This is a genomic window from Parasphingorhabdus pacifica (assembly GCF_054779195.1).
Genome location: NZ_BAAGYS010000002.1, coordinates 302,495 through 324,738 on the forward strand (window position 1 = coordinate 302,495; position 22,244 = coordinate 324,738).

At 68.6% G+C, this 22,244-nt stretch carries 18 protein-coding genes; 5 read left to right on the forward strand and 13 right to left on the reverse strand.

Annotation, left to right across the window (positions count from 1 at the left end; genetic code table 11):
- Positions 1-34: 34 nt before the first annotated feature.
- The 3 genes from ACYVAN_RS01405 to ftsY form a co-directional block, all read right to left on the reverse strand.
- Positions 35-1,225 carry a CynX/NimT family MFS transporter gene (locus tag ACYVAN_RS01405; protein ID WP_460954714.1) on the reverse strand — a complete coding sequence of 397 codons (1,191 nt, stop codon included), beginning with the start codon at positions 1,223-1,225 and terminating at the stop codon, positions 35-37.
- Positions 1,226-1,383: 158 nt separating this feature from the next.
- Positions 1,384-2,115, reverse strand: coding sequence for a D-Ala-D-Ala carboxypeptidase family metallohydrolase (locus tag ACYVAN_RS01410; protein ID WP_460954716.1), 732 nt, complete (start codon positions 2,113-2,115; stop codon positions 1,384-1,386).
- 192 nt (positions 2,116-2,307) lie between these two features.
- Positions 2,308-3,939, reverse strand: coding sequence for a signal recognition particle-docking protein FtsY (gene ftsY / locus ACYVAN_RS01415; RefSeq protein ID WP_460954718.1), 1,632 nt, complete (start codon positions 3,937-3,939; stop codon positions 2,308-2,310).
- A 147-nt stretch (positions 3,940-4,086) separates the two neighbouring features.
- Here ftsY and ACYVAN_RS01420 point away from each other — a divergent pair, with 147 nt between their 5' ends.
- Genes ACYVAN_RS01420 through ACYVAN_RS01430 form a run of 3 tightly spaced genes read left to right on the forward strand, consistent with a single transcriptional unit; the run spans position 4,087 to position 7,199 of the window.
- Positions 4,087-5,319 (forward strand): anhydro-N-acetylmuramic acid kinase, encoded by a 1,233-nt coding sequence (locus tag ACYVAN_RS01420; RefSeq protein ID WP_460954720.1) that lies wholly within the window; start codon positions 4,087-4,089, stop codon positions 5,317-5,319.
- On the forward strand, positions 5,319-6,830 hold the full coding sequence (locus ACYVAN_RS01425; RefSeq protein WP_460954722.1) for a sodium:solute symporter: 1,512 nt from the start codon (positions 5,319-5,321) through the stop codon (positions 6,828-6,830). Before ACYVAN_RS01420 ends, ACYVAN_RS01425 begins: the two co-directional genes overlap by 1 nt.
- A gap of 42 nt (positions 6,831-6,872) precedes the next feature.
- The gene (locus tag ACYVAN_RS01430; protein ID WP_460954724.1) at positions 6,873-7,199 is read left to right on the forward strand and encodes a zf-HC2 domain-containing protein; all 327 of its coding nucleotides are present in this window, start codon (positions 6,873-6,875) and stop codon (positions 7,197-7,199) included.
- Between the two features lie 12 nt (positions 7,200-7,211).
- On the opposite strand, the gene smc is transcribed toward ACYVAN_RS01430, so the two are convergent.
- The gene (smc, locus tag ACYVAN_RS01435; protein ID WP_460954726.1) at positions 7,212-10,973 is read right to left on the reverse strand and encodes a chromosome segregation protein SMC; all 3,762 of its coding nucleotides are present in this window, start codon (positions 10,971-10,973) and stop codon (positions 7,212-7,214) included.
- A 122-nt stretch (positions 10,974-11,095) separates the two neighbouring features.
- Positions 11,096-11,380, reverse strand: a complete 285-nt coding sequence (locus tag ACYVAN_RS01440) for an acylphosphatase (protein WP_460954728.1) — start codon at positions 11,378-11,380, stop codon at positions 11,096-11,098.
- Positions 11,381-11,631: 251 nt separating this feature from the next.
- Between ACYVAN_RS01440 and ACYVAN_RS01445 the strand changes: the two genes are divergently transcribed.
- Positions 11,632-12,243, forward strand: a complete 612-nt coding sequence (locus ACYVAN_RS01445; RefSeq protein WP_460954730.1) for a hypothetical protein — start codon at positions 11,632-11,634, stop codon at positions 12,241-12,243.
- A gap of 174 nt (positions 12,244-12,417) precedes the next feature.
- On the opposite strand, the gene ACYVAN_RS01450 is transcribed toward ACYVAN_RS01445, so the two are convergent.
- Positions 12,418-13,041, reverse strand: coding sequence for a nucleoside/nucleotide kinase family protein (locus ACYVAN_RS01450; RefSeq protein WP_460954732.1), 624 nt, complete (start codon positions 13,039-13,041; stop codon positions 12,418-12,420).
- A gap of 284 nt (positions 13,042-13,325) precedes the next feature.
- Here ACYVAN_RS01450 and ACYVAN_RS01455 point away from each other — a divergent pair, with 284 nt between their 5' ends.
- Positions 13,326-15,716, forward strand: coding sequence for a xanthine dehydrogenase family protein molybdopterin-binding subunit (locus tag ACYVAN_RS01455; protein ID WP_460954734.1), 2,391 nt, complete (start codon positions 13,326-13,328; stop codon positions 15,714-15,716).
- Positions 15,717-15,747: 31 nt separating this feature from the next.
- On the opposite strand, the gene ACYVAN_RS01460 is transcribed toward ACYVAN_RS01455, so the two are convergent.
- From ACYVAN_RS01460 to ACYVAN_RS01490, 7 genes are all read right to left on the reverse strand, one after another.
- The gene (locus tag ACYVAN_RS01460) at positions 15,748-16,551 is read right to left on the reverse strand and encodes an ESX secretion-associated protein EspG (protein ID WP_460954736.1); all 804 of its coding nucleotides are present in this window, start codon (positions 16,549-16,551) and stop codon (positions 15,748-15,750) included.
- 1 nt (position 16,552) lies between these two features.
- Positions 16,553-17,959 (reverse strand): hypothetical protein, encoded by a 1,407-nt coding sequence (locus tag ACYVAN_RS01465; protein ID WP_460954738.1) that lies wholly within the window; start codon positions 17,957-17,959, stop codon positions 16,553-16,555.
- Between the two features lie 82 nt (positions 17,960-18,041).
- On the reverse strand, positions 18,042-18,656 hold the full coding sequence (locus ACYVAN_RS01470; protein WP_460954740.1) for a DUF3558 domain-containing protein: 615 nt from the start codon (positions 18,654-18,656) through the stop codon (positions 18,042-18,044).
- 8 nt (positions 18,657-18,664) lie between these two features.
- Positions 18,665-19,030 (reverse strand): hypothetical protein, encoded by a 366-nt coding sequence (locus ACYVAN_RS01475; protein WP_460954742.1) that lies wholly within the window; start codon positions 19,028-19,030, stop codon positions 18,665-18,667.
- 358 nt (positions 19,031-19,388) lie between these two features.
- Complete coding sequence (locus ACYVAN_RS01480) at positions 19,389-19,847, reverse strand: hypothetical protein (protein WP_460954744.1); 459 nt, start codon at positions 19,845-19,847, stop codon at positions 19,389-19,391.
- A gap of 223 nt (positions 19,848-20,070) precedes the next feature.
- Positions 20,071-21,516 carry a sensor histidine kinase gene (locus ACYVAN_RS01485; RefSeq protein WP_460954746.1) on the reverse strand — a complete coding sequence of 482 codons (1,446 nt, stop codon included), beginning with the start codon at positions 21,514-21,516 and terminating at the stop codon, positions 20,071-20,073.
- Positions 21,516-22,238 (reverse strand): response regulator transcription factor, encoded by a 723-nt coding sequence (locus ACYVAN_RS01490; protein WP_460954748.1) that lies wholly within the window; start codon positions 22,236-22,238, stop codon positions 21,516-21,518. Before ACYVAN_RS01490 ends, ACYVAN_RS01485 begins: the two co-directional genes overlap by 1 nt.
- Positions 22,239-22,244: the final 6 nt, after the last annotated feature.

Genomic DNA, 22,244 nt, shown 5'->3' on the forward strand with positions numbered 1-22,244 from the left:
CGGCTCTGGAACTCCGGGCCGTCGTGTGCCGGCTCTAACCGCGCTTGACCGACGGCACCTGGCGCGGTCGCCCGGCGAACGCGCCGACCACCAACTCCGCAAGGCAGCAGACGAGCAGCAGACCGAGCGGCACGGTCCAGCCGTCGGTGAGGTCGTGCAGCAATCCGATCGTAAGCGGGCCGGTCGCTGCGATGAGGTATCCGGCTCCCTGCGCCATCCCGGACATCACCGTTGTCGTGTCGCTGTCCGGCGAGCGGAGGCCGAAGAGCGTCAGAGCCAAGCCGAACCCGGCACCCTGCGCGAGCCCGAGCAGCACCGTCGCCGCCCACACCCCGGCGGGCGCCGGTGCCAGCACGATGCCCGCGAAGCCGGTCGCGGTGAACGCGGCAACCGCCATCGCGATCCACCGCTGGTCCCGGAGGCGCCTGCACAGGAGGGGCACGGCCAGGGAACCGACCGCCTGGATCGCGGCCTGAACACCGAGCAGCAGTCCGGCGATTTCCGGGCTCATCCCGCGGGCCTGCACCATCGAGGGCAGCCACCCGAAGACCACGTAGGCCATCAGCGACTGCAGCCCCATGAAGGCTGTCACCTGCCAGGCCAGCGGCTGTCGCCACAGTCCACCCGAGCGTTGCGGCACCGCAGGCGCTGGTCCGGGAGTTCGCCGCAGCACGAACAGGCTGATGATCAGCGCGATCAGGACCGGGACGGCGAGCAGGCCCAGTGGCGCCCGCCACGCCGAACGCAGCGCGTCCGAAATCGGGATCACCGATGCGGCAGCGGCCGCTCCACCGAGGGTCAGGCACACCGTGTAGAAGGCTGTGACGGTAGGGACCCGGTGCGGGAAGTCGCGTTTGATCAGTCCGGGCAGCGCGACGTTCGCCACGGCGATCCCCGCCCCGACCACGACGGTGCCGGCGATCAGAGGACCCGCCGATCCGACGGCCCGCAGCGAGTTCCCTACGAGGAGCACGACCAGGCAGCCCAGCAGGACCCGTTCGTCACCCCAACGCCTGCGGAGCCGGGGTGCGATGAAGGCGAACACGCCGAGGCAGACGACGGGCAGCGTCGTGAGCACTCCGCCGAAACTCGGCGACAACCGAAGGTCGGCCAGCATCCGTTCCAGCAAGGGCGCGATCGCGGTCACGGGCGCGCGCAGCGCGAGCGCGACCAGAAGCACGAGAGCCAGCGTCGCGAAGGCCGGTCCCGTCCGCGCGGTGTTCAACCCGAAATCCTCCTACCCGATCGTTCATGCGACTAACGAATCAGATCAGGTCGGTGCGGACGAGCGCTACGCCGGTGTGATGTCTCGAACCTCCCGAAGCGGCCGGGCGATGGCCCGGGGACGTCCCCGGGCCATCGCGGGCTTCGCAATGCGCGGCTTCAGACAGCCCAGTACCAGAACTGCGCGCCGTAGCCGTATTCGACGCGACTGTCGACGTGGGTGAAGGTGTTGTAGCGGATGATCCCGGAGAAACCTGAGGTCTGCGCGTAACCGATGGTGTCGCTGACGCTCCTGCCGCTGATCACGATGTCGGCGGCGATCCCGTAGGTGTGCTGGCTGTTGGACGCACCACCGACGTTCTCGTTGTGCGCGATGCTGCGGAATCCCGAATTGATGGTGATGGGCGAGTCGCCTGCCTTCTTGCGGACGGCTTCGAGCTTGTACATCAGCCGTCGGACGTTTTCCCGCACGGTGTTCGAACCGACGTTGCCGCCGCTGAATCCCGCACCGTCCTTGGAGTGGAACTCGGCGAAGTCGAAGTGCGCGGTCGACCCGTCGGATTCCTCCAACGCGTTGAGCGTGCCTTGCGTGGCCGAGTCGACCACGCCGCTGGCGCTCAAGCCGTAGGACCGCTGGAAACGGACGAGTGCGGCTTCCGTCGCCGGGCCGAACTGGCCATCCACCGCGACGTTGGTCTTGGAGGCGCTGTCGGCCGCCCAACCCGCGATGCGGATCTGCAGTTCTCGGACATCGCTGCCGCTGTCGCCCCGTGCGAGCTCGCGGGTCCACTCGTAGGCGGCCGCTTCGGGGGCACGCAGGGTCGCGGTACCGGTGAACGCGAGCAAGGCCATCGCGAGCACCGCGCAGAGCTTCGCCAGCGTTTTGGGCATGTTCTCTCCTTCCGCGGGGGTGGCTGGGCACAGCTGTGCTCAACCTCAGCGGAAGGATCATTGCCGGAAACCGACGAACTACGTCCGTAATGTCGTAAATTGCTCACCGGTTGGGACGCCGACGACCCCGCGACGCGACGCGGCCCCCGCACCGCGTGGGATGCGGGGGCCGCGAGGGCTTGAGCCAGGCGGTCAGCGGTCGCCCAGCAGTGCATCGACGAAAGCGCCCGGGTCGAACGGCGCCAGGTCGTCGGCGCCCTCACCGAGGCCGACGAGCTTGACCGGCACGCCCAACTCCCGCTGCACCTGGAAGACGATGCCGCCCTTGGCGGTGCCGTCGAGCTTGGTCAGCACGATCCCGGTCACGTCGACGACGTCGGCGAAGACCCGCGCCTGGACCAGACCGTTCTGGCCGGTGGTCGCGTCGAGGACCAGCAGCACCTCGTCGACCTGCGCGCGCTTCTCCACGACCCGCTTGACCTTGCCGAGTTCGTCCATCAAGCCCGTCTTGGTGTGCAACCGGCCCGCGGTGTCGACGAGCACCGCGTCCACGCCGGTGTCCCCACCGCGGTCCACGGACTCGAACGCCACGCTGGCCGGGTCGGCGCCTTCGTTGCCGCGCACGACCTCCGCACCGACGCGCTCGCCCCACGTACTCAGCTGCTCCACCGCAGCCGCGCGGAACGTGTCGGCCGCACCCAACAGCACCTTGCGGCCGTCCGCGACGAGCACCCGCGCCAGCTTGCCGGTGGTGGTGGTCTTGCCGGTCCCGTTGACTCCGACCAGCAGGACCACGGCGGGTTTGCCGCCGTCGGCCGGGTCGCCGTGCGGCAGCGCCCGAACCGAGCGCTCCATGCCGGGACCGAGGGTGTCGACGAGCACCTCGCGCAGCAGGTCCCTCGCCTGGTCGGAGGTTCGCACGCCACGCGAGACCAACTCACTGCGCAGCCGTTCGACGATCTCGGTCGTGGTCGCCGCACCCAGATCGGCCATCAGGAGGGTGTCTTCGATCTCCTCCCAGGAGTCCTCGTCCAGGTCGCCCGCGCCGAGCAAGCCGAGTAGGCCCTGACCCAGCGTCGTGCGGGACTTCGACAACCGGCCCCGCAGCCGTTCGAGTCGACCCGACGGCGGCTCGATCTCCTCGACGACCTCTTCGGTCTCCGGTGCAGGCTCCGGTTCGGGAACCGGCTCGGCGCGTTCCTGTTCCGGAACCCGCTCGACGGGCTCCGCCGTGGTTTCACCGGGCGCGACCTGGTCCACCGCACCGGCCCGGTCGGCGGTCGTCGGCGCCGAGTCGACCTGCTCCGGAATGCTTTCCGCCTGCTCAGTGGTCCCGGCCTGCTCAGTGGTCCCGGCCTGCTCAGTGGTCCCGGCTTGCTCGGGTGCTTCCACTCGATCGGCCGGTTCGGCCGTGCCGACGGGTCCGGCGCGGTCGGCGGGCTCTTCCGCGGGCTCTTCTCGAGGCACGCCGGTCTCAGCTTCGAGTTCGGCGGTCCCGGCTTCGGGGAGCGGAACGTCGACGATGCCACGTCGCTCGGAATCCCGGGGCACCGATGCGTCGTCACCGACCGCCGGTTGGCCCTCGGTCTCGGTGCGCTCCTCCACCGGATGCTCCGGGGGCGCGGTCGCCGTGGCCCCACCGCTGGACAGGCTGATCCCGCTGTCGGTGCGGTAGCCGCCGCCCTTGACTGCGTCCGATTGCTGCTCTTCCCGCTGGGCAAGGCTGATCCGCCGCCTGCGGCTCAGCAGCACACCGGCGACCACGGCGATCGCCAGCACCACCAGCACGACGACAGCGATGAGAATCAGATTCGAGGTGGTCACAGCCCCATCCTCGCACCTGGTGCGCCTCGAGCCCGGAGGTGGACCCCGGCGCGCGGAGAACGTGCGCCCCTGTCGGAGTCACGTGGGTTACCGACCAGATCCACAGCAAAATTCGGTGGCAATTCACCAACGGACTCGATTCAGCGCTTGCGATTCACCATCCTCGTGCAATACACCACACTGGTGACCCGTGCTCGGATGATCGGACTCCTTTCCGGGACATCGATGGATGGCATCGACGTCGCTGCCGCCGACCTCCACATCGCAGACGACACCATCGAACTCCGCCCGCTCGGCTACTCCGAGATCGCCTACCCGGCAACACTGCGAGACCGGTTGCTCGCGGCCCTCCCACCAGGGGAGTGCAGCGCGCGCGAACTGTGCGCCCTGGACACCGAGGTGGGCCGCTGCTTCGCGGACGCCGCCCAGCACGGCATCGAAGAACTGGCCGGCGGCCACGCCGACGCCATCGCCTCACTCGGCCAGACGCTCTACCACTGGGTGGAGGACGGCCGGGCGCGCGGAACGCTGCAGCTCGGTCAGCCCGCGTGGATCGCGGAGTCCACCGGATTTCCCGTGGTGGCGGACCTACGGGCGCGGGATGTCGCCGCAGGTGGTCACGGAGCCCCGCTGGCCGGCGTGCTCGATGCCCTGCTGCTGGCGGGACAACCGGAGGTGAACGCGGCGCTGAACATCGGTGGGATCGCCAACCTCACCATCGTCGGCGGCCCCGAACCGCTCGCCTACGACACCGGTCCGGGCAACGCCCTCATCGACGCCGCTGCCAGGAAGGTGACCGGCGGCGGCTCCCAACAGGACACCGGAGGGCGGATCGCCGCGAGCGGCTCGGTTCGCCACGACCTGCTGGCAGCACTGCTCGCGGACGGGTACTACGCGCAACCGCCGCCGAAGTCCACCGGCAAGGAGCACTTCAATCACGCCTATCTCGAACGGGTGCTGACCGATGTCGGACCCGTCGACGGCGGCGACCTGCTGGCGACGCTGACCGAACTCACCGCCACCACCGTCGCCGACGCGTGCCGGGTCCACGGGGTGCGGCGGCTGGTCGCATCCGGCGGCGGGGTCGCCAATCCCGCGCTGATCGGCGCGCTCCGGTCTCGGCTCGAATCCTTCGGTGCCATCCTCACCACCAGCGACGAACTCGGGCTTCCTTCGGGTGGCAAAGAGGCGTACCTGACCGCTCTGCTGGGTTTCCTGACCTACAGCGGACTACCCGGAAACGTGCCCGGCACCACCGGCGCCGGCCCCCGCCTGCTCGGCAGCATCACCCCGGGTCGAAGCCCTCTGCGACTGCCCGAACCCGCCGACCGACAACCTCGACGACTGCGCGTGCCGCAAGACAACTCCCTGGAGGCTTGATGCGATCCATCGACCTGATAGTGATCGGGGTCTTCCTCGTAGCGATGCCACTGGTCGGAATCCTGCTCAGCGGGCGCCAACGCACGTCGCAGGACTACTTCATCGGAGGACGCGATCTTCCGTGGTGGGCGGTGTGCTTCTCCGTGGTCGCCACCGAAACCTCCACGCTGACGGTGATCAGCGTGCCCACGGTCGCCTACCTCGGCACGTTCACCTACCTGCAGCTGGCCATCGGTTATATGATCGGCCGGATCATCGTCGCCTTCGTGCTGCTGCCGAAGTACTACGCGGGCAACCTGGTCAGCGCCTACGCGTTCCTCGGTTCGCGCTTCGGCTCCGGACTGCAGGGCACCGCGTCGGTGACCTTCCTGATCACCCGGCTGCTGGCCGACGGTCTGCGACTGTTCGCCACCGCCATTCCGGTGAAGGTGATGCTGGAGGTCTTCAACGTCGACGTCGCCTACTGGCAGATCGTGCTGGGACTGGCCGTGCTGACGGTCGTCTACACCTACTTCGGCGGTATCCGCGCGGTGGTCTGGGTCGACGTGGTCCAGATGAGCATCTACGTCGGCGGCGCCATCGTCGCCGCTTTCATTCTTTCCGGTGAGCTTCCGGGAGGCTGGTTCGCGACCGCCGCTTCGGAAGGCAAGTTCCAGCTGTTCGACTTCGGCTCGTCGATCGTCACCAACCAGTACGCGTTCATCACCGCCGTCGTGGGTGGTGCCGTGTTCGCGATGGCCTCGCACGGCGCGGACCAGCTGATGGTGCAGCGCCTGCTGTCCTGCCGCAGCCTGCGGGACAGCCAGATGGCGCTGATCGGCAGTGGTGTCGTGGTGGCGCTGCAGTTCGCGTTGTTCCTGTTCATCGGCTCGATGCTGTGGTCGTTCTACGAGGGCGCCGATCCGTCGTCGATGGGGATGGCCAGCGACGACGAGCTGTTCGCGCGCTTCATCGTCACCGAGCTGCCTCCCGGACTGGCCGGGATCCTCGTCGCGGGCATTCTCGCGGCGGCGATGAGCACCCTGTCGTCGTCGCTGAACTCGCTGTCGACCTCCACGGTCAGCGACCTCTACGAGCGCTTCACCAAGCACCGGCAGGACGATGCCGCGATCCTGCGCCACGGCAGGCTCTGGACGCTGGTGTGGGCGGCGGTGTTCGTGGGCTTCGGATCGCTGTTCACGAGCACCGACAACCCGGTCGTCGAGGTGGGGTTGAGCATCGCGAGCTACACGTACGGTGCGCTGCTGGGTGCGTTCCTGCTCGGCCTGCTGGTGCGGCGCGCGCGGCAGAGCGACGCGTTGATCGCGTTCGTGGCCACGCTCGTCGTGGTGCTGTACCTCGCGTTCGGGCTGACCTTCCCCGATGGCGAGGGTGGCGAGTCCTCGCTGGCCTTCCCCTGGTACACACCGATCGGCGTAGCGGTGACCCTGCTCGTCGGCGGACTGCTGTCGCTGCGGCACCGCAACGAACCCTCGGACGAGTCCACCGACACGGCGGTCACCTACTCCTGAACACCTGCGGCTCGGGACTTCAGCACGGGACGATCCGGACCGATGAACAGAACGTCGGATTTGATCACCAGGATCGGAGTGGGAGTGGACCGGGGGGAACGTCCGCACGTCGAGGACAAGCTCGACCTCTACGCGGCAGGCGTGCTGGATGGCGTGGACTGGCTGACGGTGCGCACCCACCTCACCGACTGTGAGTCGTGCCAGGACGAGCTGGGCAGGCTGCCGGTGGGCAAGGCCCTGCCCCGACGCATTCCACCCACTGCTCGCCACCACGACGGGCCACCCGGTTGGCCCGTCGTGGTCGGCACCTCGTTCGTCGCCGCACTGGTGGCGTTCAGCGTCGGATACGCGCTGCAATCCGGTCTCTAGCCGCGATCCGCGTCAGCTCGCACCCGCGTCGGCTGCTGCCGCGTCCTCCTGGCCCGCGTCCGTAGCCGCCTCGTCCACTGGCCCGGGATCCACGGCTTCCGCGCCCGGGACGGTCGGCGAGTCGTCAGCGGTGCCACCTGCGGCCGCGCCCGGCAGCGCCACCGCGTCGGCCATCCTCGCCGCCTCCGCCCGCTTGTCCCCGCCCAGTCGCTGCGAGATGACGGTCGTGATGCCGTCGCCCTGCATCGACACTCCGTAGAGCGCGTCGGCGATCTCCATCGTCGGCTTCTGGTGGGTGATGATGATCAACTGCGAAGTGCCGCGCAACTGATCGAGCAGCGTGATCAGCCTGCGCAGGTTGGTGTCGTCAAGCGCGGCTTCGACCTCGTCGAGCACGTAGAACGGCGACGGCCGAGCCCGGAAGATGGCCACCAGCATCGCCACCGCGGTCAGCGACTTCTCCCCGCCGGAGAGCAACGAGAGACGCTTGACCTTCTTGCCCGGCGGGCGGGCTTCCACCTCGATGCCGGTGGTGAGCATGTCGTCCGGGTCGGTGAGCACCAACCGGCCCTCGCCGCCGGGGAACAGCACCGAGAACACCTGTTGGAACTCGGTCGCCACGTCATCGAAGGCCGAGGAGAAGACCTCGAGGATCTTCTCGTCGACCTCCTTGACCACATCCATCAGGTCACGGCGGGTCGCCTTGAGATCTTCGAGCTGGGTGGACAGGAAGCGGTAGCGCTCCTCGAGCGCCGCGTACTCCTCCAACGCGAGCGGGTTCACCTTGCCCAGCAGCGAAAGGTCCTTCTCCGCGCGTTTGGCCCGGCGCTCCTGCGCGGAGCGATCGAACGGCACGGGCGGCGGCTCGGTGACGTCTTCGCCGCGTTCCTTCGCCGTCTCGTACTCGGCGATCTCGGCGGGGCTCGGCGGCACCGGCACGGTGGGGCCGTACTCGTCGAGCAGGTCGTCGAGTCCGATCCCGAAATCTTCGATGATCTTGGCTTCGAGCTGCTCGATCCGCAGACGCTTCTCCGCTCGCACCACCTCGTCGCGGTGCACCGCGTCGGTGAGCTTCTCCAGCTCGCCGCTCATCTCCCGGACCCGGGCCCGCACGGAACCCAGCGCCTGCTCGTGCTCGCTCTGCTGCGCCTGGATCGTGTCGCGTTCCCCGGTTGCCGCGCGCAGCGATTCCGCGATGGTCGCCAGCGCCGTCTCGCAGCCCTCGACCACGGCCTTGGTCACTCGGGCGCCGCGCTCGCGGGCCTCCCGCGCGGCTTCCGCCCGTGCCCGCGCTTCACGTTCCTGACGGGCGGACCGGCGCAGTTGGTCGGCCCGTCCCTGCACGGCCCGCGCCCGCTCCTCGGCGGTGCGCAAACCCAGCTGGGCATCCATCTCCCGCTGCCGAACCTCGGTGAGTTCGCTGCCGAGCCGATCGCGTTCAGCCGTATCGGGTTCGTCCTGCTCCTGCTGCTCGCTCTTCACGGCGGCCAGCCGCTCTTCGAGTTCGGCGAGCTTGACCAGTGCTTCCTCGCGGGAACGCTCAACCTTGCCGCGCTGCTCGCGGACCCGCTCCACCTCGGCCGACGCCGCGTTCGCGGCCTTCTGCAGGCTGGAGAGCCGTTCGGCTCCCCGCGCCCGGTTGACCTTGGCCTCGTTGATCTGCTCCTGCACGACCTGAACTTCGTCCCGGCGCGCCTGTTCTTCGGCCCGTGCGCCCTCCAGCGCGGCCGAGTGCTGTTCAAGGCGTCGCTGGGCCGCGGCCTGCTCGCGTTCGGCTTCGTCGACGGCCGCCTGCACCTCGATGACGCTCTGCTGGTCGTCGGAGCCGCCGGTGGCCCAGTACTCCCCGAGCACATCACCATCGGCGGTGACCGCGCGAACCTCCGGGCAGCGCCGCACCAAGTCCTCGGCGGCGGCGAGATCATCGACAACGGCCATCCGATCCAGCGCCGCGGTCACCGCGCCGCGCAACTCGTCCGGCACCTCCACCAGATCGATCGCCCAGCGGGCCGTGCCGGTCAGTTCCGGCCAACGCGAACGGTCCACATTGGTCGTGGATTCGCCGACCAGCAGGCCGGACCGGCCCGAGTCCTCGGACTTGAGCAGTTCCAGGGCGCTGACGGCGTCGCCGACTCCGCTCACCGCGACCGCATCGGCAACCGCACCCAGCGCGGCTGCCAACGCGACCTCCGAACCGGTCTCGACGGTCAGCAGCGCGGCGACCGATCCGAGCAGTCCGGGCATCCGCTCACCGGAGGCGAGCAGCGCGCCGGCTCCGTCCTTGCGCCGCAGGCCCATCGACAGTGCTTCGACACGCGCCTGCCAGGACGCGATCTCCCGTTCGGCGGTGCGTTCGGACTTGACCAACTCCTCGACTCGTGCGCGCGCCGCGTCCCTGGCCTCCGCGGCGTTCCGATGGCGTTCGTCCAACCCCGCGTCGTCGGACTCGTGTCCGCCGGTTTCGGATTCGGCTTCGGCGAGTGCGTCAGCGGCGTCCGCGGCCCGCTGGTTCGCCTCCTCCAGCGAGGCCGACAACCGCTCGATCTCGTCGGCGGTCGCACCGGACTTGCTGCGCATCGACTCGACCTCACCGGACAGTCGAGCCACGCCTTCCCTGCGGTCGGCGATGGCCCGCACCGCGGCCATGTGCGCCTGTTCTGCGCGCTGGAGCTCGGCTTCGAGGTCGGAGCGGCGCTGAACCACTTCCGAGAGCGCGTCCCGAGCTTCCTCCACTTCCTCGCGGAGTTCGACCTCTCGCTCGGCTGCTTCTTCGGCCTCCTCCTCCAACTGCTCGGGGTCGCGGCCGGTGCGCTGCTCTTCGGGTTCAGCGGTCAGGTGCTTGTAGCGCTCGGCAGCCAATCGCAACGTGCCGCGCAGCCGTTCTTCCAACGCCGACAGGCGGTACCAGGTGTCCTGCGCGCGGGCCAGCTTCGGGGCGTCGGCCGCGACCTTTTCCTCGAGTTCCTTCTCCTCCGACTGCGCGAACTGCAGCGAGCGTTCCACCTCGGTGCGCTTGGCCCGGGCCTCTTCCTGATCCGCCTGATCGCGGGCCAGCTCGGACCGAGCCGTCACGAGCTCGTCGGCGATGAGCCGGAGGCGGGCGTCTCGCAGGTCGGCCTGCACGGTCTGCGCCTTGCGCGCGATCTCGGCCTGCTTGCCCAGCGGCTTCAGTTGTCGGCGCAGCTCGCTGGTCAGGTCGGTCAACCGGGTCAGGTTGGCCTGCATCGCATCGAGTTTGCGCAGCGCCTTTTCTTTGCGCTTGCGGTGCTTGAGCACACCGGCGGCCTCTTCGATGAGCCTGCGGTGTTCGTCGGGTTTGGCTTGCAGGATGGTGGCGAGCTGGCCCTGCCCGACGATCACGTGCATCTCGCGGCCGATGCCGGAGTCCGACAGGAGTTCCTGCACGTCCATCAGTCGGCAGGTGTTGCCGTTGATCTCGTATTCGCTGGCGCCGTCCCGGAACATCCGGCGGGTGATCGACACCTCGGTGTACTCGATCGGCAGCGCACCATCGGCGTTGTCGACGGTCAGGGTCACCTCGGCACGGCCGAGCGGCGCGCGGCCCGCGGTCCCGGCGAAGATGACGTCTTCCATCTTGCCGCCGCGCAGCGCCTTGGCACCTTGCTCACCCATCACCCAGGTCAGCGCATCGAGCACGTTGGACTTACCCGACCCGTTGGGCCCGACCACGCAGGTGATGCCGGGTTCGAATCGCAGCGTGGTTGCCGAAGCGAAGGACTTGAAACCCTTGAGGGTCAGGCTCTTCAGGTGCACGGCTTCGATGGACCTTCCCGCGAGTCGGCGCCGCGTCCGGCTGGACGGCGTTCGTCAGAGACTACCTGTGACATGGGCTTCCACCTCGCGAGAACCGATGATGGCGGCGTGGACGCGTCGCCTCACCGCTCCACGAAACCGGACAGGCCACCCTTGGGGTCGGCCCACTGTTCGGCCACGTGGTCGATTTCGCCCGGTGTATCACCCGACCGCAAGGCCGCGAGCAGCCGTTCGCAAGCCTGCCGGGGCCCCTCGGCGACGACCTCGACCCGGTTCGCGGGCAGGTTCGAGGCACTGCCGACCAAGCCGAGTTCGAGGGCCCTGGACCTGGTCCACCACCGGAATCCCACGCCCTGCACCCTGCCGTGCACCCATGCGGTCAGTCTGACCTGCTGCTCATCAGTCACGTCCGCATGATGCCGCAGGCCAGGTGCCGACCGTGCGACCGGTGGGTGATCATCCGGGCGTGTTTTGCCCGGCTCGGCAGATTCGGCGCGAATACCCACCAGTAGGTATCTCGCCGCCCCGAGATCGGCACGGTGGCGCGTGCGGCTACGGTGTCCGGTGGTCAGAACCCGAGCCACACCCATTCCACACCGAATGCGCCCCGAGTACGCCCTTTCGAGAGCACCACGGAAGCAGGCGCGGCGAGCACGCGGTGACCGCTGCCGGAGCTGTCGCGGCAGCGGCCGAACGAGTAGGACAGGCGATGGACCCGAATCAGCACGAAGACCCGGACGCCAAGCCGAAGCGGCTGGTCGTACTGGCCGGCGCGGGCGTGGTCGTGGCCACCGGCTTCGCGACCATCGCCGCCATGGTCCTGCCCCCGCAGCAACACGACGAGGCTGTGCCCGATCTGACCGTGACACCCACGATGTCGGCAAGCCACACCTACACGACCACCGACGCCTACGGGCGCCCCGGAACGGTGTCGCACACCGCTGACCGTGCGAACGCCACGAGCTCCCTGACCACCCGGTCCCGCACGGGCGCGAGTTCCGCGGCACCGTCGTCGGACGGTGCGCCGCCGCCACCGCCGAAGGAAGGCCGGCCCACCCCCACCGACGGCCCGCTACCCCCGGTGCCTCCGTCGCCGGAACCACCGGACGTGCCGGACCCCGTCCCGCCGGACGACTCGTCGGAGGTCCCACCGCCGGATGGTTCGGACGAGCCGACCGAAACCACCACGAGTTCTTCGGAAACCACCCAGTCGCAATCCCCCGAGGGCTCCGGCTCCCAGGAAACCGAAACCAGCAAGGCGGGCCGGTGACCGCGCTCGCCGCCCATGCCTGCCGGTCGCTGTGCTCCTGGAACCGCACCCCGGCGGATCTCGATGGACTACCGGTGCTGGCCTGCCGCGGCTGCGGGTCGCAGTGGGTCCGTAGCGAACCCTGGACACCGATCGACCACACCGGGCGGATTCCCGACGACGTCCGTGCAGAGCTCAGAAACCGTTGAGGTCCTCCACGACGAGGTCCGCCCGCACCCGGGTGGGGGCGATCAGCGCGGTGTTGGCCTCGTCGCTGCGATGGACCCATTCCCGCGCCTGCTCCGGTGATTTGCCGTAGCGGACGTGGCGGGCGATGAGCCGTTCGATCCGGCGGTCCCCGTCGAGCCCCAAGTACCACACCTCGTCCAGCAGGCCCCGCACCTGCGACCAGGGGTGGTCGTCCAGCAGCAGGTAGTTGCCTTCGGTGATCACCAGTGGGACGTCCGGTGCGACCGGGATGGATCCCGCGAAGGACTCCTCGACCTCGCGGTGGAATGCGGGGGCGTACACCACTTCATCACCCGGATCGCGCAGTCGACGCAGCAGCGCCACGTAGCCCGCCGCATCGAAGGTGTCCGGTGCGCCCTTGCGGTCGGCGCGGCCGAGCCTGCGGAGTTCCGCGCCCGCCAGGTGGAAACCGTCCATCGGCACCGCTGCCGCCGAAGCACCCAACGAGCCGAGCACCGTCCGAGCGATCTTGCTCTTGCCCGCTGCGGGCGGGCCGGTGATGCCCAGCAGGCGCCGTTCGCCGCCGTCCGCGAGCTCCCGAGCCCGGTCGACGAGGTCTTCCAGCCGCATGCCCGTCCTCCCCGTCCGCGAGATCCCGGCGATCGAGGCTACTCGATCTTCTCCGAGTGGCCAGGGGACGCACCGGCGCACCGAGAACTGCTCGACATTCGCTCACCGCGTGCCATCCGCACCCGTCGGGGTGTTCCGGACGAATCGCCCGGTCGGGGTTTTGACCATGCCCACCGCCCTCAGTAGCGTCCCCGTGGACCATCCGCTGTTGTGCACGTCACACCTCCGGTTTCCTCGGGGGTGCGACGAGCGGGGCCGGTGGGCCCGAGGCGATCGGAGGCAGCATGGGAAACAGCGTGGGTAGCGACGTCGCACGTAAGGAGGACGCGGCGCTGTTGACGGGCAGAGCCACCTGGACGGGCGACATCACCCCCGCCGGAACGCTCCACGTCACCCTCGTCCGCAGTCCGCACGCGCACGCCAGGATCACGCGCATCGACACGTCCCAGGCGGTCGCCCGCCCGGGTGTGGCCGCCGTGTTCACCGGCGAGGACCTCGCATCCGAATGGGGCGGCAGCGCGGACCCCGACGCGTCCCCGCCGGGCGGGCCGCGGAGCTTCTGCGCCTGGCCGGTCACCGAGGACATCAAGATTCCCGACCACTGGCCGGTCGCCCGACGCGAAGTGCGCTTCGCCGGTGAAGCCGTCGCCGTGGTCGTGGCCCGCGATCCCGCCGCGGCTCAGGACGCCGCCCAGCTCGTCGACGTGGACTACGAACCGCTGGACGCGGTGCTCGACGTGGACGAAGCGCTCTCCGGCGGGCCGCACGTGCACTCCTCGTTCGGCACCAACGAGTGCTACACGTGGAACCTCGCGACCGGCGACGTCGACGACGTCTTCGCGCGGGCCGAGGTCACGGTGTCGGAGCGGTACGTGGAGCAACGCGTGCAGCCGACCGCGATGGAACCGCGTGCCGTCGTCGTCACCCCGGAGCCCGCGGGCGGCGGGTTCACGGTCCACTCGTCCACCCAGGTTCCGCACATCCTGCGCAGCTTGCTCGCCGCCACCTGCGGTGTGCCGGAACAACGCATGCGGGTCATCGCGCCGGAGGTCGGTGGCGGCTTCGGCGGCAAGCTCAACGTCTACCCGGAGGAGTGCATCTCCGTGGCCGTCGCGCGTCGGCTACGCGCACCCGTCAAGTGGGTCGCGAGCCGGACCGAGGACTGCCACGCCACCACCCACGGCCGTGGCCAGGTGCAGCACGTCGAGCTGGCCTCGACGGCCGCGGGACGACTGCTCGGGATGCGGGTCCGCATCCACGCGGACATGGGCGCGTACCTGCAGTTGCTCACACCGGGAATCCCACTGCTCAGCGCCTTCATCTTCCCCGGCGCGTACAGCTTCGGGGCCTATTCGGTGGAGTGCAAGGGCGTGTTCACCAACAAGACCCCGACGGACTCCTACCGCGGGGCCGGACGCACCGAAGGCATCTACGGCGTCGAACGTGCGATGGATGCTCTCGCGCGACGGGTCGGTATCGACCCGGCCGAAGTTCGGCGCCGCAACTACCATGAGCCGTTCGACGAGCCGACGACGAGCCCGGCCGGACTCGAGATCGACTCGGGCAACTACCGACTCGCTCTGGACAAGGCCCTCGAACTGGCCGGTTACCGGCAGCTTCGGGAGGAGCAACGGCGGCGACGCGAAACGGACGGCACCGTGCAGCTCGGCATCGGTCTCGCCAGCTACACGGAGAACGGCGGCCTGTCACCGTCCAAGATGACCGCCGCGCTCCGGCTCGGGGCACCGGGCTGGGAGATGGCCTCGGTGCGGATGCTCTCCAGTGGAACCGTCCAGGTCGTCACCGGAACCTCGCCGCACGGTCAAGGCCACGAAACCGCTTGGTCCCAGATCGTCTCGGACGCGCTCGGAATCGACTTCGACGACGTCGAGGTCGTCCACAGCGACACCAACGCCGCACCCTACGGACTCGACACGTACGGGTCGCGTAGCGCGTCGGTCGGTGGCGTGGCCGTGCACCTCGCCTGCGACAAGGTCAAGGCAAAGGCGAAAAAGATCGCGGCGCACATGCTGGAGGCCTCCGAAGAAGACCTGGAGTTCACCGGCGGCAGCTTCGCGGTCGCGGGGACGTCGAGCCGGGCGGTCACCATCAAGGAAGTCGCCGGAGCCGCCTACCTCGCCGCGGACCTGCCGGAAGGCGTCGAACCCGGACTCGCCGAGGAGCACTTCTACGATCCGCCCAACTTCACGTATCCGTTCGGAACGCACGTTTGCGTCGTGGAGGTCGACACCCAAACGGGAGCGGTCACGATCCCGTCGTACTACGCGGTCGACGACTGCGGGACGGTGATCAACCCGCGAATCGTGGACGGCCAGCTCCACGGTGGTATCGCGCAGGGAGTCGGGCAGGCTCTCTTCGAAGAAGCTACCTACGACGACTCCGGCAACCTGACCAGCGCGACGATGGCCGACTACCTGGCTCCTGGCGCACCGGAGCTGCCCGACTTCACCCTGGACAAGACGGTTACCCCGTCTCCGACGAACGTGCTCGGCGCCAAGGGAACCGGCGAGTCCGGTTCGATCGCGGCGTCGCCGGCAGTGATCAACGCGGTGATCGATGCGCTCGAACCACTCGGGGTCACGCACGTGGACATGCCCGCCTCACCGATGAAGGTGTGGGAAGCGATCCGACGAGCCGAACCCGTCGGGACCTGACCCGCCCCACCCATCGCCGAGTTTCCCGTGGCTACTGCTCGGTGACCTCCGTGAGGAGTTCTCGAACGTAGTCGGCGATCCGCGGGTTGTCGGCAGGGGCGATCGTGCTCCAGCGGCGTCCGTCCCCGCTCGGGCGCACCGCGTGCAGGTAGCGGCCGGACGGGTTGTCGTGGAAGGCGACGACGCGTCCGGCCCGCTCCGGTGTGCCACCGCGCGCACGGGCACTCTGCGCGCCGAACTGGCCTCGCATGCCCATTCCGTCCGCCATCCGCGCCAACACGGCCGCGTCGTCGAGGGTGACGCCCAGTGCGCGCAGCTCGTCGACGAACAGTTGCCGATCGTGCGGGCCCGCGCGGTCACCGGCCTCGCGCAGCACATCGTTGGGCACACTCACCTGCCTGCCGTCACCGGCAGGACCGTGACCGGCCACCGACACCGCCGCTTCGGCCAGCGAACTCGCCCGGATCGGCGTCAGTTCCACAATGTCGCCGTCGACGATCGTCAGCAGGCCGTCGCCACCGTTGGCCGAGGCCAGTGCCCGGATGGGGCGGTCGGCCCAGATCCGCGCGTCGATGGTGCGCTGCGGGCGGTCGAGCAGCGCCAGCAGGTCGCCGAGATCGACGTCGACCCGGTCCCGGTGCGCTTCGGCCAGTTGACGGGTCCGCAGCCGGGACCACACATCGGCTTCCAGCTCGGCCCGTTCGGAATGGGTCGCGCCCGGACTGGGCACGTCGAGCACCACGTGGCGATGCGCGGTCAGTTTCTCCGCAGAGCACACCACGTCGAATTCGAGTGTGGACAGAACGGTCGGTTCACCTTCGGATCCGGGACGCATGTCAGACCCGGTTCTCTTCGGTCACAGCCCGCTTCTGCCCGTCATCGATCCCGACACCCGCTTCGCCGGCTCCCACACAGGATCCCCCGCCGGGAGGGCGTTCCTCGCCTGGCTGCTGCACCTCGTCTGCGGCTTTCTGTTCTTCGCCTGCGAGGTTGTCCTCGTCGGCGCTGGAACCGAGGACCGGCGGCGCGGCGTGCCGGTTGTCGTCGAACGGAGTTTCGTCGGCGCCGTACCGGTTCTCGTGCTCGTCGTCCGTGTTCTGCCTGGCACCTCGCGTGGCAGCAGGCCCCATCAGTGCGCCGCCACTCGGCTTGCCGGTGGGTGCGGCGCTCGTGGTGCGACCGGCGGTCGTGTCACCGGGTCCACCGCCGATGCCGGACGATCCGCCACGGACGGAGTTGCCCGCGTTGCCACCACCGGGCGGTGTGGTCCCCGCGGCCGGACCACCGAGCAGCTTGCCCGCCGCGACCGCACCGATCCCGGCGACGGCCGCTCCGCCCGCACCGATTCCCAGCACCGTGCCCACGCTCGTTCCGGCCGCTTCGGGATCGTCGTGCGAATTGGGGGCGGGGCCGCCACCGTCCCCGTCGGCGCCACGACCGGGATCCGTCCCGCCGTCGTGGATCCCGGCTTCGCGCTCGCCGGTGTTCTCGCCTCCATGCGGTGCAGCACCATCGTCGTCATCCGGAGGTGTGGCGGGTTGCCCGTGGGGAGCACCGCCCTGCGCGTCGGACCGCGGTTCTCCGGAGCCGGCAGTGGCGAACCCACCGCTGCCGCCGACCGAAGCGCCGACCGCACCGCCTGCCGATTCGTACCCGGCACCATTCGAACTCGCCGCCTGCGCGGTCACCGGCGCGGGTGCCAGCTCCGGCATGGGCCGAAACCGGTCGGCCTGATCCACCGTCGTGTCCCGGTAGGAACCCAGTACGGCCCTCGCCGCGTGCTTCTGCTGATCGGCCTGCTTTGCCGCCGCGTCGTAGTCGCTTTCGTAGCCGAAGGCGCCGCCCGCCCACTCCGCGACGTTCTCCGACTCCTGGTTGCGCATCTCGCCGGGGTCCGGCAACGAGTGCCTCGCCGAGGAGTACCCCTCGCCCTGGGAGCGCACGCTGTTCACCGAGGCCGCCAGCGGTTGCTGGGCTTCGCGCATGGCCGCCACCTGCTCCTTGGTCGCCTCCTGCGCGATGGTGCCCGCGTTGCCCTCCCACGCGATGCTCAACTTGCCGAGCTCGACCCGCAGTGTCTCGTCCAGATCAACGACGACCTGGACCGCTCGTTCGAGGGCGTCGACGGAATCGTGCATCGACTCCGGCCCGTGGCCCTCCTTGATCTTGCCGATCCAGTCGAGGAGCTGGGCGGTGTCCATTCCTTCGAACCGGATGTCCCGGATCGGTTCGGTCTCGTTCACGATTTCCCCTCGGCGTCGTCGACCGTTCCAGGCCTGCCGTCGGCCGGGCCACCCTTGCGGCTCACCGGTTCACCCCTGCTGCTCACCGGTCAGTCCGGGCGCGCAGGTTGCCGACGGCGAATCCCGCCGCCCGCTTGGCGTGTTCGCACATCCGGGCGTTCGACACCGCGCCGGGCACCAGCGGACCGGAGTGCAGCAACATCGTCTGCTCGTCCGCCACGTCGACGGCCACACTGCAGCCGAAGGTTTCCATCCCGGCGTTGTTCTGCGCCTGTTCCGCGGGAAATCCCCCGGCCAACGGGTACGACGCGGCCGTCTCCGGGAACCCTTCACCGAGTTGATCTTCCTTGAACTCGTCGAGGCCACTCGGGACGGCCGACAGCGAGACATCCAGGCCGGTCTCGACGCCCGGTGGGCCGAGCCACGTGCAGCCCGGGTGGTCCGATTCGCCGCCGTCGCCGACCGGCTGCGGTCGCGACACGTCCAATTCGGTCTGTTGCTCGGGCGTGAGCAGCGAGCAGAGCTGTCGTTCCGATTTTCCGACCAGTGCCAGGTCGCTCGGTCGCTGCGCGGTCGATTCCGATGTCGGCGTATCGGGAACGGCCGCGGGTCGGTCCGGTCCGTTCACCGTGCACCCGCTCACCAACGCCACCATCGCCACCGCGACCAACGTGTGTCGACTGCTGCGCCAGAACACGCTCTCCCCTAGAACCGGTCGGCGTGCACTCGGAACGAGGCCGCGATCTCTTCTTCGGTGTAGCCGTACTGCTTCGCGGCTTCTTCGAGCTGCTCGCCCAATTCCTCGACTCGGAGGATGTACTGCATCAGGCGCGCGTAATGGGAATCGGCGTTCGCTTGCAGGTTTCCATTCCAGACACGCGCCGCGGCGACGCTGATCTCGTCCTCGGCCGGCGAGTCGATCATCAGTCCGGGCTGCAATTCCTTCATCCGGCGACGTGCGTCCTCGGTCGCGCGCAGGATGACGTTTCGGGCGGCCAGCACGTTTTCCTCGTCGACCACGAAGGATTGCCGGTCTCCGCCCGGAATCGGCGGGGGCATCGGTGCTGTCATCGCGGAAACCCCCAGCTCGCGGTGGCTGATCACCTGCCTGTCACGGCTACCGTAGCAGCGGCGATCACGGCGGTCAGGCACTTCACGAAAGTTCACGCGGATCACACGTCCACATGCGCGGACACGCATGCCCCGGCACTCCCGGAAAGCGACGAGGAGGATTCGACGAACCATTCGACGCAAAGCGGACGTTTCGGCGCCGTTCGCCCACCGCACGGCGCGCCACTTTCGAGCGGATGCCGGAACACCCGAAGAAACGGAAACACTTGAAGCAAAGCATCCTTGAATTCGAGCGGATGAGCCACGTGTCGAGACGAGGGCCCGCGCGCACGGCACGAACCCTCGAACACTCGAAGGCTCAGGCGCCGATACGCCCCCTGAAGGAACTGCAACTCAACAGCGTGCTCTTTTCGTAGTTGCAGGCCTGGTAATTGATCCAGCCGGACTCCGGAATGGCCAGGTTGTGATCGTAGCACGCACCGTTCTGAGGAGTGGCGTGCTTTGTCTTCAGCCCGGACTTGTCACTGCGGTAGTACCGTCCGACCGGGTGGTGGCCATCCGCCTCGTTGTCGCAGATGTAGAGGTGCTCACCATACGGGTTGAAGCAGACCAAGGATCCACCGTCACCGGAAACAATGGGATAATAGCACTCCGCCGAGGTGCTCACATCGCCGGAATCAGATGCCACCGACACCGTCGCGGACGGCGCGTCCGCGAGGAAATCACTTTCCGGCGCACTGGCTTGAGCAGCCGGAACCCCCATGCTCAGCATCATGCCGAGCGCGGCCACCAAGGACAGTTTGATTTTGTTATTCACCCAGAACTCCCCAGTTCATCTAATCGGATGCTTTCCTGATGGATCAGCGCCGATCGATCGTTCCGTTCATGAACGATCAGAACATTAGCACCCGAACCCGGGGTCGGGTAAACATGATTTTAAAAGATGGGCCGAATGGGATCGGACCGTCCACGGAAAGACCAATCGGACCTGTTTCCGCAATGCGTGCGGCAGCTGACGACACCCGCTTGGAGCAACTCGGTCAGCTCAGCGGGACGAGCACCCGGAAAGTGCTTCCCCCCACGAAGTTCCGGACGAGTTCGGCCCGACCGTTGTGCGCTTCGGTGATGGCCGCGGTGATCGCCAACCCCAGCCCCGTCCCCCCGGCCGAACGCTCCCGGCCATCTGCGACGCGGTAGAAGCGGTCGAACACCCTCGGCGCGTGTTCGGGGTCGATGCCGGGGCCGCTGTCGGCGACCTCCAGGACGCCCATCCGCCCGACAGCACTCGGCTCGGCACCCGTCGCGGCCAGGCAATCGGGACTCGCCGTCCCGAAGTCGACCACGACCTGCACCGGAGCCCCCGGTGCGGTGTGCACCAGCGCGTTCGTCACCAGGTTCGTCAGCACCTGGCACAACCGCGCCGCATCCCCGAGCACGCGAACGGCACCGCCCGGAACCACCAGAGAGATCTCGCGGTCGGGATCGCGAATCCGCGCGTCGTGCACGACGTCGCGCGCGGGAGGGATCAGATCCAGCTCCACCAGATCGATCGTCCGTTCCCGGTCCAGCCGAGCCAGCAGGAGCAAGTCCTCCACCAGCGTGCCCATGCGCACGGATTCGCTCTCGATCCGCGACATCATCATCCGCACGTCGTCCGGACGGGCGTTCTCGCTGCGCCGGTAGAGCTCCGCGAACCCCCGGATCGAGGTCAACGGTGTCCGAAGTTCGTGCGAGGCATCCGCCACGAACCTGCGGAGCCTGTTCTCGGACCGCTCGCTCTGCTGCAGAGCATCGACGAGCCTGCCCAACATCGTGTTCAGCGCCGCACCGAGCCTGCCGGTTTCGGTACCGGGGTCCTGATCGGTGACCCGGCGGTCCAATTCGCCCGAGGCGATGGCGTTGGCGGTGTGTTCTATGCGCGTCAACGGCCGCAACCCCAGCCGCACCGTCGAATTCGCCACCGCCGCCAGCACGATGACCACGAAAGCGCCGACCACCAGTTCGATCACGATCAGTTCGCGCAGCGTCGAATCGACGCTGCCCAGCGACACCGCCAGCGCGATCGCACCCCCGTCCGGCAACGTGACCATGCGGACCCGCCAATCCGAGCCGCCCGAACTGTCCGGCACGGTGCTCATCCCGCGGGACACGTCGCCCTGCCGGATCACCGGTCGCCCCGGGTCGGTCTCCGAGCTGCCGAGCACCGCGCCGGTGGGATCACCGGCCCGGTCGAAGAACAGCACCCGAAAGTCGGTGGGCAGGTCACGACCATCGCCGTCCCCTCCCGACATCGGAGGACCCGGCGGGGGGTGCCGCCCCTCCTCCCACGGTCGCGCCATGTCCGCGAGCTTCTCGTCGACCCGCGCGGTCAACGACCGATCCAGCAACGCGGCGCTGGTGAACCCCATCGCGAACAGGCCGATCACGGTAGCGCCGAGCAGTACCAGCAACAATCGGCCGCGCAGCGTGCGCACGAGGTAGCCCATCAGTCCACCTGCTCATCCGGCGGCAGACGCAGCACGTATCCGACACCGCGGACGGTGTGGATCAGCGGCGGCCGCGCCGAGTCGATCTTCCGGCGCAGGTAGCTGATGTAGGACTCGACGATCCTGCTGTCGCCGCCGAACTCGTAGTTCCACACGCGGTCGAGGATCTGCGCCTTGCTCACCACCTTCTCCGAGTTGATCAGCAAGTAGCGCAGCAGTTTGAACTCGGTCGGGGACAAGCTCGTCATCCGGCCGCCTCGACGCACCTCGTAGGTCTCCTCGTCCAGTTCGAGATCGTGATACCGCAGACGGGGGTCCGGCTCGTCCGCCGTCGCCCGGCGCACCCGCCGCAGGATCGCCCGCAGGCGTAGCACCACCTCGTCCAGGCTGAACGGTTTGGTCACGTAGTCGTCTCCGCCCGCCGTCAGACCTGCGATGCGGTCCTCCACCGCGTCGCGGGCGGTCAGGAACAGCACGGGCACCGAATTTCCCCTGTCGCGCAGTCGCCTGGCGACGGTGAAGCCGTCCTGGTCCGGGAGCATGACGTCCAGCACGATGATGTCCGGTTGGAACGCACCAGCGATCCTCAGAGCCTCGTTGCCGCTGGCAGCCCCGCACACCTCGAATCCGCTCAGCCGGAGGGCCGACGTGAGCAGTTCGAGGATGTTCGGTTCATCGTCGACGACGAGGATTCGTGCGGGAGCGGGGTTCGATTCGGCCACCGGTTC